We start from the raw sequence: 12,069 nt of genomic DNA, 5'->3' as shown, positions 1-12,069 counted from the left end.
ATGCGCACGTCGCCAGCCAAACTGCTGCTCGTCGGCGCGCTCGTCCTCGTGTTCCTCGTCGAGGGCCGGACCGTCCTCGCCTTCTTCGGCGTCGAGGTGACGCCGACCGAGACCGTCGCGCTCGGCGTGGTCGCGTTCGCCCTCCTGCTCGGGTGGGCGGTGTGGCCCGGCGAAAACGGCTCCGCCTAGCGATCCGTCACCGTGCCGCGAAGTGCAGGGCGGGTCACTATGGCTGCCCGAGTCGAAGCAGGACGATATGGCGTCCGCGCCGTCTCCCCGGATCGCGCTCGTCGTCGCCGTGCTCGCCCTGGGACCGACGATCCTCTTCGCGGTCACCGAGGCCGGACTCGGCGGTCTCATCGCCTCGGTGAACGTGCTCCTCATCGTCGGTTCCCTCGCTCTCGCGCTGTCGCCGATCGACGAATCCGTCGAATCGAACGGACGGGGTCACTGACCGACGGCGGGTCGGTGACGCGTCCGATCGGCGTCCAGACGGGGGAGAACCCGACTCGGCGACCGGCACCGACCGGCCGAACCGGCGCCGGGCGTTTCGCCACGCACGACGGGGGAGAGCCGCGGGACGGGTCACTCCTCGTCGAACTCGCGTTCCTCGCCATCGGTGCGCCGTCCGACGTCGACGCGATAGTTCGAGAGGATGTCCCGACCGAGGATCACGGGGTAATCCATGTGACTGCGATCCTCGACGCTCGCGGTCACGGTGTGCTGGTTACCGCCGACGCCGACGACCACGTCGACGACCGGCCGACTTCGGCTGCCGGAGGCGCTGCCCGTCCTGACCTTCGTGATGGACTTGATCGGGCCGGCGCCGATGTCCGCGGCGAGGCTGGTGTCGATGCTCGTCCGCTTTGCACCCGTGTCGGACTTCGCGACGACCGTCTCGGAGCCCCTCGTCCCGGTGAGAATGATCTCCTCGGTGTAGCCGATGTCGGACGGAACCTCGTCCTTGGCGACCGGCTCCGCGGGCAGGAACGACGGCCGGGAGTCGTCGAGCGTGCCCGCGAGGCGCTCGACCTGCTCGTCGTCGACCTCGCCGCCGACGCGCTCGATCGCCTCCTTCGCGATGTACGGCGCGGGGCTGACGCCCGTGGCCTGGAAGAGGCCCTTGAACCCGGCGGTCGGGTTCACCTCGAGGACGTACCAGCCGTCGTCGCTCTCGACGACGTCGACGCCCGCGTAGTCGAGGCCGATCGCCTCCGTCGATTCGATCGCGATGTCGCGTACATCCCGGGGAAGATCGTCGGTCGCGTCCTCGACCGACCCGCCGAGGGCGACGTTCGTCCGCCAGTCGTTGTCCGGCGCGTAGCGGTACATCGCGCCGATAATCCCGTCGCCCACGACGTAGATGCGGATGTCGCGGTGTCGGTCGGCGTCGCGCTCGATCAGTTCCTGCAAAAAGGCGTACCGGTTGCCGACCTTGGGGTTGACCCGCTCTTCGCGGCCGACCTTCCAGGTGCCGCCGCCGTGGGTTCCGATCGCGGTCTTGTACACCGCCTCGTCGCCGAACTCCTGACGGGCCTCGTTGAGGCGGTCGCTGCTGAGCGAGAGGAGCACGTCCGGAACGGGGAGTTCGTGCGCGGCGAGCGCGACGGCCGTCGACAGCTTGTGCAGGGCCGTCATGGTCGCGACCGGCGTGTTGAGCGTCGGGACGAGCCGGGAGAGCGTGTTGACCAGCCCGAGGGCCTCGCAGGGCTGTTCGGTGTTCGATAGCAGAAGGCGGTTCGCGATGACGTCGACCGACGGTTCGAGCGTCACCCGGCCGTCGTCGACCCGGATCGTCGTGTTGTCGGTCCGGAGCCACTGCGGCCGGTGGCCGAGCCCTTCGACCGCGTTGCAGATCGCCTTCGTCTCCTTGCTGTTGTGCAGGCTCAGTACGCCCACCGTCACCGGCTCGACCGTGTTCATACCGGAAACACGCCAGTGGGCCCGAAAAACGTTCGTACCGATCTCGGGCGCCGGTAACCGGCGATCGAGTGGCGTCACCGGAGACGAGGCGGGGTGGTCGGGCCCGGCGACGACGGATTGCTGCGAGCGGTGATCGCGATCAGGTGAGCACCGCGCGAAGCGACGCCGGGCGAACGAGGCCGCTCGCGACGGCCAGCACGCCCCAGACGAACACGCCGACGGCGATCGCGAGAACGAGTTCGCCCACCGTTGCGATCGTCGGCACGACGACGATCACACTGGCGGCCATCACCGCGGTGATCGCGACGATTCGAGTCAGCTCGATTCCCAGCGATCCAAGCCGCAAGGAGAGTTCGTCGTGGACGACGTAGCCGTTGACCGCGACGTAGACGGCGTGGGTGACGATCGTCGCGAGCGCCGCGCCGACGACGCCGATCGCGGGGATCAACAGGACGTTCAGGCCGGCGTTGCCGATCGCGGTCGCCCCTTTCGCGACGGCGCGGGCTCTCGCCCGACCGAGGTAGTCGAGCCCGTCGCTGGTCAGGTTGGTGATCGTCTGGAGGACGACGAAGACCGAGAGCACCTGGAGCAGCACCGCGGCGCTCGCGTAGTCGGCGCCGAAGACGAGCGTCACGAGCGGGTCGGCGACGATGGCGAGGCCCGCCGCGGCCGGCACGTACAGCGCCAGCGCGTTCGTCAACGCCGTCTCGTAGAGGGCTCGCGCGCGGTCCAGATCCCCGCCGGCCTTCTCCTCGCCGAAGTTCGGCGAGATGACGAAGCCGAGCGACTCCGCCGGGGCGAGCACGAAGTCCGTTATCTGTTTCGCGAGGGTGTAGACGCCGACGGCCGCCGGGTTCAGGAAGACGCCGACGAGCACGATGTCGATCTGTTTGTCGAGGACGTTCGCGCCGCGCGTCGCCGTGAGCGGCACGCTGTAGCCGAGCACCCGACGAGAGAGTCCGGGATCGACCGCGTCCGCAGGCTCGTGGGCCGCGTAGACGAGGACGAACGTCGCAGTCAGGCCGACTGCCGCGGCGACGAGGTAGCCGACGACGTACCCGAAGAACGCCCCGAGCGCGCCCAGCCCCGCGAGGACGAACGCGACGGCGAAGACGAGCCTGGCCGCGCCGCCGACCGCCCTGAGCGCGGCGCTGAAGACGAGTCGGTTCGACCCCTGGAAGACGATCTCCGTGAAGACGCCGAACGATTTCGCGACGACGAGCCCGGCGCCGGCGGTCAGGAACGGCGCGGCGGCCGGTTCGCCCAGCGCCGCGGCGAGCGGACGGGCGCCGACGAACAGCGCGGCGGCCACGATCGAGACGAGGAGGAGTTTGTAGCCGACGACGCGCCGGAGCAGGTGCGGAATCTGGCCGGGGTCGGTCTCGCGGTACTCGGCGAGGTACCGCGCCGCCGACTTCCCCAGCCCGAGGTCGGCGACGAGCTGGACGACCGCGAGGACGCCGATCGACCAGTACAGCAGGCCGTACCCCTCCGGATCGAGGAAGACGCGCGCCAGCAATACCAGCAGCAGGGCGCTCGTGAGCATGTAGACGGCTCGCGCCGCGAGCGTCGCCGTGAACCCCCGTACTAGCCGTCCCCTCGATTGCATCGGAAACCACACCCTCGGGTATCGACGCGAACCGCCTCCGCCGTCGACCAGGTCGAGGGTACCGGGGCGTCCGAATTGTTATCCGGTCCGATCAGACCGCAGGCGCTCCGTACCGGTCCGCAAACTGATCGGTATGCGGGCCAGCGTCTCACGCCGTCCCCCGACCCAGAGGGTTACAGGTAGGACGCGTCCCACCGGGTCGCCTTGCGTTTGTTTCCGCAGACGTTACACGCGATGCGGCCCATCGAGTCCATCGCGTTGTCGAGGGTGTCGCAGTTGCCGCAGAACCAGCCGTAGCGCTCGTCCTCGTCGGTCGACTCGTAGGCGGCGTAAAACGGCGCCTGCGAGCCGCGGGCCGCCTCGCCGTAACTGACGTAGGCCGTCGTTCCGTCCGCGAGTTCGCGTGCCTCGATCGCGCGCCACTCCGCGTCGGCCACGTCGCTCTCGACGTAGACGTTCTCGGTGTGGGTCTCGTCGCCGATTCGGATCGAGCGCGTCCCCGCGCGCTCGAAGCCGTGCTCGTCGTAGAATCGGTTGCCGTCCTCGTTGCCGGCGAGCACGAATCCCCGAACGCCCTCCGCGCCTTCGTCGAGCAACGCTTCCCGCGTCCGCGTGAGCAACCGGGAACCGAGTCCGGCGCCGCGTTCGTCCGGCCGGACGTGCAACCAGTGAATGTGTCCGGCCGTCTCCCGGTCGCCGACGATCTCGGACTGGCTGAAGCCGACGGGGCGACCGTCGTCGACGGCCAGCAGAACGACCGAGTCCTCGCTCTCGACGAGATCCCGGGTGGCGTCGCCGCCGTACCACTGCGCCAGGGCGTCGTCGATCGTCTCCTCGTCGAGAAACGACGCGTAGGACGCTTTCACCGACTCCCGAGCCATCGATCGGAGCACCTCGGTATCTGACGCCGTCGCCTCGCGAAATTCCATGTCGAAGACGATCACGCCCTCGTACATAACTGTCGCCCCGGTGCGCACGTCGCGAACCTGGCCCGTCGGACGGGAGGCCGCCGACGCGGACGCACCGAGAACCGACAGCTCACCCGTGGGCCGGTGCCCCGGTGCGGCCGTACCGGAAGTCGACCGACTGCCGCTCAGCGTCGACTCACAATCCGTCGGGGCGATACCGATCGACCCGTTCGTCGTCACACGCACTATTTTTAGGGCCCCGGAAGATGGAGAGCGTATGGCCGACGCCGCGTCCGGGTCGGACGACGATCGCGAGCCGGAACCGTTCACCTACTCCGGCGGGCGGGTCGATCCCGGCGAGACCGCGAACATCCGATACGGGATCAGCGAGACCTACCTCGGGGATCCGATCCGGATCCCGGTGACGATCGTCAACGGGAGCGGGCCCGGCCCGACCGTCTTTCTCACCGCGGCCTCGCACGGCGACGAACTCAACGGGATCGAGGTCGTCCGCGAGGTCGCCCACGACTGGGATCACACTGACCTCCACGGGACGCTGGTCTGCGTACCGGTGCTGAACGTCCCCGGCTTCCTCGCGCAGGAGCGATACCTTCCGATCTACGACCGCGACCTCAACCGGTCGTTTCCGGGGAAGTCGGACTCGACCAGCGCGAAGCGGATGGCCGATCGCATCTTCTCGAACTTCATCGCCCCTTGCGACTTCGGCCTCGACTTTCACACCTCCACTCGCGGGCGAACGAACATGCTCCACGTCCGGGCCGACACGGGCGACGAGGCCGTCAAGCGCCTGGCCTTCGCCTTCAGTTCGAACGTCGTGATCGACGGCGAGGGCCCCGAGGGAACGCTCCGTCGCGAGGCGACGAGGGCCGGCGTTCCGACGATCACGATCGAGATGGGCGAGGCCCACCGATTCCAGCGGACGCTCATCGATCGGGCGCTGACCGGCGTCGCGAGCGTCCTGGCCGAGGTGGGCTGTCACCCCGAATCGTCGGTTCACTGGCCCGGGTGGCGAACCGTCATCGAAGAGGCCGGCGAGAAGACCTGGCTCCGCGCCGACGCGGGCGGCATCGTCGACATGAAACTCGGCCGGGGCGAGCTCGTCCGCGAGGGCGAGGTGATCTGTACGATCACGAACCCGTTCAAGGAGGAGGACGACATCGTCTCCGTCGAGGCGCCCTTTACGGGACTGATCGTCGGCGTCCTCGAGAACCCGGTCGTCTATCCCGGCAACCCGCTCTGTCACCTGGTCGCGCTCGACGACGACACGCTGCGCGCGCTCGAGCGCGAACTCGAGAAGTCGCTCTCCGGCCTCGGCGTCGGGTGATCGAGGCGGCCGATCGATGCCAGTTACCGAACACCGACCGATCGGGCCGGCCCGACCGAACCAATTCGGGTTCGGCCGGTCGCGTGCTACGAGGTTCTCGGCGATTGTGGGGACGGAAAGTAACTTCTATACCAGCGGGGTTCGATCCCTCAGACGAGCATGAGCCAGTCTTACAACCGCGGCCTCGTCGAGGACTTCGGTCGGTGGCGGGAGTTCGCGCCCGGGATGTGGGCGTGGATCCTCCACAAGTTCACCGGCTGGATCCTCATCGGCTACCTGTTCACCCACATCGCGGTGTTGAGCACGGCGCTGGGCGCGGCCGACGCCACGATGGCCGAGATTCAGGCCAACGAAGACGTCTACACCACGACGCTACAGGGTCTCGAGGGGCTCTTCATCGTTCGCGTCCTCGAGGTCGGCCTGCTGGCCGTCGCCGTCTTTCACATCCTGAACGGGGTTCGGCTGCTGCTGGTCGACCTGGGCATCGGCCTCGAGGCCCAGGACAAGAGCTTCTACGTCTCGCTGATCGTCACCGCCGCGATCACCGTCGCGAGCGTTCCCACGTTCATGACGGAGGTGGGCGTCTGATGGCCGAGCGCTACTCCAGTTTCACGCCCGGCGGGACGGGCTGGCTCCTCCAGCGCGTGACGGCAGCGTTTCTGATCGTCACGCTCGCGTTTCACTTCTTCCTGCTGCACTTCGTCAATCACGCCTACGAGGTCACGTTCGCTGGAACGACCATGCGTATGGAGAACGTCGGCTACATGGTGACGATGATCCTCTTCCTCTGGGCGGCCGCCTTCCACGGCGTCAACGGCGTCTACAACGCGCTGGTCAATCAGGGCCTCTCCGGCACGCCCAAGCGGATCGTCCTCGGCATCTTGATCGTCGCCGGGCTCGCGCTCGTCGCGCAGGGAACCTACGTCGCCCTCGTCATGGGGGGAGTACTCCAATGAGCACGCAACAGGAACAACCGCAGACCGACGAGACCGAACCAGGCGACGACAGTGGGGACGCGGCCGAGCCGGAACCGGCCGGACCCTCGCCGCAGGACCGTCGGATGGAGCGGAAAGCCGACCGGGCGGCCGAGCGTGAACGGGCGGCCGAGGCCGCCGGGCCGGCCGGCGACTCGGTCCACCTGAAGGTGTTCCGGTTCGACCCGGAAGTCGAGGCCAAGCAGAAACCGCGCTTCGACGACTTCCACGTCCCCTTCGAGAAGGGGATGACCGTCCTCGACGCGCTCATCTACGCCAGGGACGAGTTCGACTCGTCGCTGACCTTCCGTCACTCCTGCCGGCAGGCCGTCTGCGGCTCGGACGCGTTCTTCATCAACGGGCGCCAGCGCCTGGGCTGTCAGACCCAGATCTCGGACCTCGACCAGCCGGTACGCGTCGAGCCCCTGCCACACCAGGAGGTCGTCAAGGATCTGGTCGTCGAGATGGAGCACTTCTACGAGCAGATGCACGCCGTCGAGCCGTACTTCCAGTCCGAGGAGACGCCGGACGCGGCCGAGCTCGAAGAGCAGCACCAGACGCCCGAGAACCGCGAGAAGGTCAAGATGTCGACGCGGTGCATCTGGTGTGGCGCCTGCATGTCCTCCTGTAACATCGCGGCCGGGGACAACCAGTACCTGGGCCCCGCGGCGATCAACAAGGCCTACCGCTTCGCGATGGACGACCGCGAGGAGGCCGAGCTGAAGGAGCATCGACTGCGCATTCTCGAGCAGGAACACGGCGTCTGGCGGTGCCAGACGCAGTTCTCCTGCACCGAAGTGTGTCCGAAGGACATCCCGCTCACCGAGCACATTCAGGAGCTCAAGCGGGAGGCCGTCAAGCAGAACCTGAAATTCTGGTAACCATGTACGAACACGACGTCATCGTCGTCGGCGCGGGCGGCGCCGGCCTCAGGGCCGCGATCGCAGCGCACGAGGCGGGCGCCGACGCGGCGCTCGTCACGAAACTCCACCCGGTCCGCAGTCACACCGGCGCGGCCGAGGGCGGCATCAACGCGGCGATCCGCGAGGGCGACGACTGGGAGCTGCACGCCTACGACACGATGAAGGGCTCGGACTACCTGGGCGACGCCCCCGCGATCGAGACGCTGGCCCAGGATTCGCCCGAGGACACGATCACCCTCGAACACTGGGGGATGCCGTTCTCCCGCGAAGAGGACGGCACCGTCTCCCAGCGACCGTTCGGCGGCCTCTCGTTCCCGCGGACGACCTACGCGGGCGCCGAGACCGGTCACCACCTGCTGCACACGATGTACGAGCAGGTCGTCAAGCGCGGGATCCCGGTCTACGACGAGTGGTACGTGATGAACCTCGCCGTGACCGACGAGCCGGACCCGAACGACCGCTCCTGTCACGGCGTCGTCGCCTACGACGTCAAATCCGGGCAGGTGGAGGGGTTCAAAGCGAACGACGGCGTCATCCTCGCCACGGGCGGGCCCGGCCAGGCGTTCGACCACACGACCAACGCCGTCTCCTGTACCGGCGACGGGCAGGCGATGGCCTACCGCGCGGGCGTCCCGCTGGAGGACATGGAGTTCGTCCAGTTCCACCCGACGACGCTGCCGAGTACGGGCGTGCTCATCTCCGAGGGCGTCCGCGGCGAGGGTGGCATCCTCTACAACGAGGACGGCGAGCGCTTCATGTTCGAACACGGCTACGCCAACAACGACGGCGAGCTGGCCTCGCGGGACGTGGTTTCGCGGGCGGAGCTCACCGAGGTCAACGAGGGTCGCGGCGTCGAGGACGAGTACGTCCACCTCGACATGCGCCACCTCGGCGAGGAGCGCATCGTGGACCGCCTGGAGAACATCCTCCACCTCGCGGAGGACTTCGAGGGCGTCGACGGGCTCGTCGAACCGATGCCGGTCAAGCCCGGTCAGCACTACGAGATGGGCGGCATCGAGACCGACGAGAACGGTGCGACGTGTATCGACGGCCTCTACGCGGCCGGCGAGTGCGCATGCGTCTCCGTCCACGGCGCGAACCGCCTCGGCGGGAACGCCCTGCCAGAACTGATCGTCTTCGGCAAGCGCGCCGGCCGCCACGCAGCGGGTGAGGACCTCGGCGAGGCGGAGATTCGGACGGGGTACGGGGACGACGTCGAGGACGAGACCGACGTCGACGCGCCCGTCCAGCCCGGTCGCGCCGGTCTCGACGAGACGAGTCCCGCGGGCCAGGTCGCGACGGACGGCGGCGGCCAGGCGCTGGCGAGCGGGGACGTCCTCGACCGCGCCGTCGAAGCCGAGCGCGAGCGCGTGGAGTACCTGATGGAAAACGACGGGACGAACCACGCCGACATCCGCTCGAAGCTCCAGACGGCGATGACGGACTACGTCAACGTCTTCCGGACAGAGGAGGGCATCAAGAAGGCGCTTTCGATCATCCGCGAGTGTCGCGAGGAGTACCAGCACGTCGGCGTCGCCGACCCCTCGCGAACGTTCAACACCGACCTCCAGATGACCTACGAGACGCGCAACCTGATCGACGTCGCAGAGACGATCGCGCTCGGGGCGCTCGTCCGCAACGAGTTCCGCGGCGCTCACTGGCGCCAGGAGAATCAGGTTCGCGACGACGAGAACTGGCTCAAGCACACGATGATCACCTGGGACGACGGTGAACCGTCGATCTGGTACCGGCCCGTCATCCTCGAGGGCGAGGACAAAACCTACGAGCCGAAGGTCCGGAGCTACTGAGGAACCGTCCGGGACTGTTTTTCTCGACTGCGGGTACGAGCGTGCGCCCTACGATCGAGCACCGAATCGGCTGGGCCGGCGGACTTAGAGGCCGAGTACGTCAAGCAGATCGACGCCGATCTCGAGGTGGTCGACGAGTCGATAGCCCAGGAAGAGACCGACGATTCCGAGCAGGCCGGGTAACTCCGGCGGCGCCGGAATCGGAATCGAGAGGAACCGAAACAGGCCTCCGGTGAGCAATCCGGTCAACAGGGCGAGCGCGGCGAGTGGTGTCGACATCGCGTTCGACTGCGCCGAGGAACGGGAAAAAGGATCCGACCGTCGAGCGCCCGGCGCCCGACCGTCGCGAACTCGAGCGACTGATTTCGACGATCGACGTAGGTCAGTTTTATTATCGTCGAACCACAGAGTCAGGGATATGAGCACAAACGCGATGGAGCAGTTCGACGTCTCGATGCCAACAGACCTCAGCTCGGCGCGGGCGAAACTCGTCTACTTCTGCCTCGCCGTCCGAGGAGCCGCGACGGCCGACGAACTGTGTCTGGCACTCGACCTCGATAAGAGTACCCTCCTCGCCATCGTCGCCACGCTCCGCGATCGGAAGCACGTGGTGCGCGAGAACGGCCGCTATCAACTGGCCTGACCGGACGGTCGCCGAGCGACGGGAGACGACGAACTGAAGCGGGCGACGACGGGGACAGGCCCACGGGCGTGCCGGACGGACCGGCACGCGAGGAGTTCAGAGTTCGATGCGTTCGACCAGTGCGTCCCGATTTTCGTTGGTGTTGACCGCGACGATGCGGACGTGTTCTTCGAGCATCGAGCGTTCGAGCTTGGCCTTGAGGAGGTTGTCGACCTGGTAGACGCCGGCGGCGTTCGTCATCTCGATCTCGACCATCACCGGCCGCGAATCGCCCTCGTAGAGCGACACCCGACTGATCGCCTGACTGGAGAGGGTGTTGATCCCGCGCCCGCCCTGTTCGTAGGGGATGCGAGAGCGCCCGCGCTCCATGTCCAGCGCGTCGGCGACCCGGATGACGCCCGCTTCGAGGGTCAGCGGATCCACCGGCGTGTGGTGACAGAGGATCGCGTGCAGGATCTCGCCTTTCATCCGGACGGCGTCGGCGACGCCGTAAAATTCGGGGAGCACCCGATCCAGCACGTCCGACGCCAGCGGGACGGAGTAAAACGGATGTCGGTCGCGGTGGACGATGTGCCCGATGTCGTGCAGCGTCGCGGCCAGCGCGATAATGACGGCCTCGTCGTCCGCGTCGAGCGATTGTTGGCGAGCGCCGTTGAATTCGACGCCGCCCGCTTTCATCAGGTCGTAGAGACAGAGGGCGCGGTTCCGGACGATTTCGATGTGTTTCGGGCCGTGGTCGTTGTAGCGCATTCGATCGACGGCGTTGACGTTCTGGGCCTCGAGGTACGCCGAAATCTCCGCGTCGCTCTCGACGTACGCGAGGACGTCGTTCACTTTGTCGTCGGGGAAGGCGTGGGGTTCGTCGGGATCGTACACCCGATAGCCGTTGCCGGTAGAATCGCTCATACGGGTGGGACACCGGCCGGAGAGAAAAGCGCTCCGCACCCGTCACCTCCCCGGCCAAGGGAGACTCCGTCCCGTGACGGTGCCTCCCCATCGGTTCTGGCGGGACCGTCGGACCGCCCCCGGCGAGTGTGGTCTCGTCGGCCATCCCATACGCGGATGTACACACTGCCTCGCCAGAGCAGACGGCGTAAGCGAGACGGACAGGGATATCGTACTATATGAATTTTGTAGCACGTCGATCGCAGATTGAATCGTGGGACGCCAAGAAGAGGTGGTTCCCTCGCCCGCAGTCGACCGCTCGGTCCAAAAAGGTTATAATTGCCGCTCGGTAAGCATCGGATAGAGATGGTAGCCGATATCGCACCGTTGTTCGTCCCCGGCATGCCCGGGGGACCGGAACTGTTGATCATCCTCTTCATCGCCATCTTGTTGTTCGGTGCCAACAAGATCCCGAAACTCGCACGCTCGACCGGCGAGGCGATGGGCGAGTTCCAGAAGGGGAGAGAGAAGGTAGAAACGGAACTCGAAGAGATGCGCGAAACCGGGGACTTCGACGACACGACCGCCGACGACGACACCGACTTCGTCGACACCGAGCCGGTCACGAGCGAGGACGCGACGGAGACTGAAACGGAGACGGAGACGAGTAGCAAGTAACGCTGTTTCTGGCCGGGGCGTGTGGCCTAGCGGAGAGGGCAGGAGGTTCCTAACCTTCTGATCGCGGGTTCGAATCCCGTCACGCCCGTACTCCGACGAACGCGGTGAGTCGTGAGTACGGCTCCGTCGGGCTTCGAATCAGGGAGGTCGCGCGCAGCGACGCGAGCACGTCCGACCGCGGTTCGAATCCCGTCACGCCAGTTCACCGGCGAACGATAGCGAGCCGTGTGAACGGGACGAGGGATTCGAAGCCTACCAGTCGCGCGGAGCGAACGAAGTGAGCGAGCACGGCTGGGTTCGGTTCGAATCCCGTCACGCCCGTACGCCGACGAACGCGGTGAGCCGGGAGGACAGCACTGCCGGGAAGTGTAAT

General features: G+C 67.0%; 14 protein-coding genes and 1 tRNA gene. 10 read left to right on the top strand and 5 right to left on the bottom strand.

Going from position 1 to position 12,069, the window contains the following annotated elements:
- Window positions 1-189, top strand: coding sequence for a CbaC protein (locus tag MXA07_RS08970; RefSeq protein ID WP_247728266.1), 189 nt, complete (start codon window positions 1-3; stop codon window positions 187-189).
- 67 nt (window positions 190-256) lie between these two features.
- Window positions 257-454: a DUF8131 family protein gene (locus tag MXA07_RS08965; protein ID WP_247728265.1), complete on the top strand. Its 198-nt coding sequence runs from the start codon at window positions 257-259 to the stop codon at window positions 452-454.
- A gap of 131 nt (window positions 455-585) precedes the next feature.
- Here MXA07_RS08965 and MXA07_RS08960 read toward each other — a convergent pair whose 3' ends face one another.
- The 3 genes from MXA07_RS08960 to MXA07_RS08950 form a co-directional block, all read right to left on the bottom strand.
- Window positions 586-1,923 (bottom strand): RimK family alpha-L-glutamate ligase, encoded by a 1,338-nt coding sequence (locus MXA07_RS08960; protein WP_247728264.1) that lies wholly within the window; start codon window positions 1,921-1,923, stop codon window positions 586-588.
- Between the two features lie 139 nt (window positions 1,924-2,062).
- Window positions 2,063-3,532, bottom strand: a complete 1,470-nt coding sequence (locus tag MXA07_RS08955; RefSeq protein ID WP_247728263.1) for a flippase — start codon at window positions 3,530-3,532, stop codon at window positions 2,063-2,065.
- Between the two features lie 173 nt (window positions 3,533-3,705).
- Window positions 3,706-4,461, bottom strand: coding sequence for a GNAT family N-acetyltransferase (locus tag MXA07_RS08950; RefSeq protein ID WP_247731730.1), 756 nt, complete (start codon window positions 4,459-4,461; stop codon window positions 3,706-3,708).
- A gap of 256 nt (window positions 4,462-4,717) precedes the next feature.
- Between MXA07_RS08950 and MXA07_RS08945 the strand changes: the two genes are divergently transcribed.
- The 5 genes from MXA07_RS08945 to MXA07_RS08925 all read left to right on the top strand — a co-directional run bounded on the left by MXA07_RS08945 (window position 4,718) and on the right by MXA07_RS08925 (window position 9,490).
- Complete coding sequence (locus MXA07_RS08945; RefSeq protein WP_247728262.1) at window positions 4,718-5,785, top strand: succinylglutamate desuccinylase/aspartoacylase family protein; 1,068 nt, start codon at window positions 4,718-4,720, stop codon at window positions 5,783-5,785.
- Between the two features lie 159 nt (window positions 5,786-5,944).
- A complete protein-coding gene (gene sdhC / locus MXA07_RS08940; protein ID WP_247728261.1) occupies window positions 5,945-6,373 on the top strand; it encodes a succinate dehydrogenase, cytochrome b556 subunit in 429 nt (142 codons plus the stop codon).
- Complete coding sequence (locus tag MXA07_RS08935; RefSeq protein ID WP_247728260.1) at window positions 6,373-6,741, top strand: succinate dehydrogenase hydrophobic membrane anchor subunit; 369 nt, start codon at window positions 6,373-6,375, stop codon at window positions 6,739-6,741. The genes sdhC and MXA07_RS08935 overlap by 1 nt, the downstream gene beginning before the upstream one ends.
- Complete coding sequence (locus tag MXA07_RS08930; RefSeq protein WP_247728259.1) at window positions 6,738-7,640, top strand: succinate dehydrogenase/fumarate reductase iron-sulfur subunit; 903 nt, start codon at window positions 6,738-6,740, stop codon at window positions 7,638-7,640. Before MXA07_RS08935 ends, MXA07_RS08930 begins: the two co-directional genes overlap by 4 nt.
- A 2-nt stretch (window positions 7,641-7,642) precedes the next feature.
- Window positions 7,643-9,490, top strand: coding sequence for an FAD-binding protein (locus tag MXA07_RS08925; RefSeq protein ID WP_247728258.1), 1,848 nt, complete (start codon window positions 7,643-7,645; stop codon window positions 9,488-9,490).
- Between the two features lie 84 nt (window positions 9,491-9,574).
- On the opposite strand, the gene MXA07_RS08920 is transcribed toward MXA07_RS08925, so the two are convergent.
- On the bottom strand, window positions 9,575-9,769 hold the full coding sequence (locus MXA07_RS08920) for a XapX domain-containing protein (RefSeq protein ID WP_247728257.1): 195 nt from the start codon (window positions 9,767-9,769) through the stop codon (window positions 9,575-9,577).
- A gap of 139 nt (window positions 9,770-9,908) precedes the next feature.
- Here MXA07_RS08920 and MXA07_RS08915 point away from each other — a divergent pair, with 139 nt between their 5' ends.
- Window positions 9,909-10,133, top strand: a complete 225-nt coding sequence (locus tag MXA07_RS08915; RefSeq protein WP_247728256.1) for a helix-turn-helix domain-containing protein — start codon at window positions 9,909-9,911, stop codon at window positions 10,131-10,133.
- Window positions 10,134-10,229: 96 nt separating this feature from the next.
- Here the strand turns inward: MXA07_RS08915 and MXA07_RS08910 are convergent, their stop codons facing one another.
- Window positions 10,230-11,039 (bottom strand): HD domain-containing protein, encoded by an 810-nt coding sequence (locus tag MXA07_RS08910; protein ID WP_247728255.1) that lies wholly within the window; start codon window positions 11,037-11,039, stop codon window positions 10,230-10,232.
- 345 nt (window positions 11,040-11,384) lie between these two features.
- Here MXA07_RS08910 and tatA point away from each other — a divergent pair, with 345 nt between their 5' ends.
- Together tatA and MXA07_RS08900 are read left to right on the top strand one after the other, a co-directional pair.
- Window positions 11,385-11,696, top strand: a complete 312-nt coding sequence (gene tatA / locus MXA07_RS08905; protein WP_247728254.1) for a twin-arginine translocase TatA/TatE family subunit — start codon at window positions 11,385-11,387, stop codon at window positions 11,694-11,696.
- Between the two features lie 15 nt (window positions 11,697-11,711).
- Window positions 11,712-11,784: transfer RNA gene (locus MXA07_RS08900), tRNA-Arg, on the top strand.
- Window positions 11,785-12,069: the final 285 nt, after the last annotated feature.

This window comes from Halovivax limisalsi (assembly GCF_023093535.1).
Taxonomy (GTDB): Archaea; Halobacteriota; Halobacteria; order Halobacteriales; family Natrialbaceae; genus Halovivax; species Halovivax limisalsi.
The sequence above is the reverse complement of the archived record's forward strand: the minus strand, read 5'-3'. Positions and strand labels throughout refer to the sequence as shown.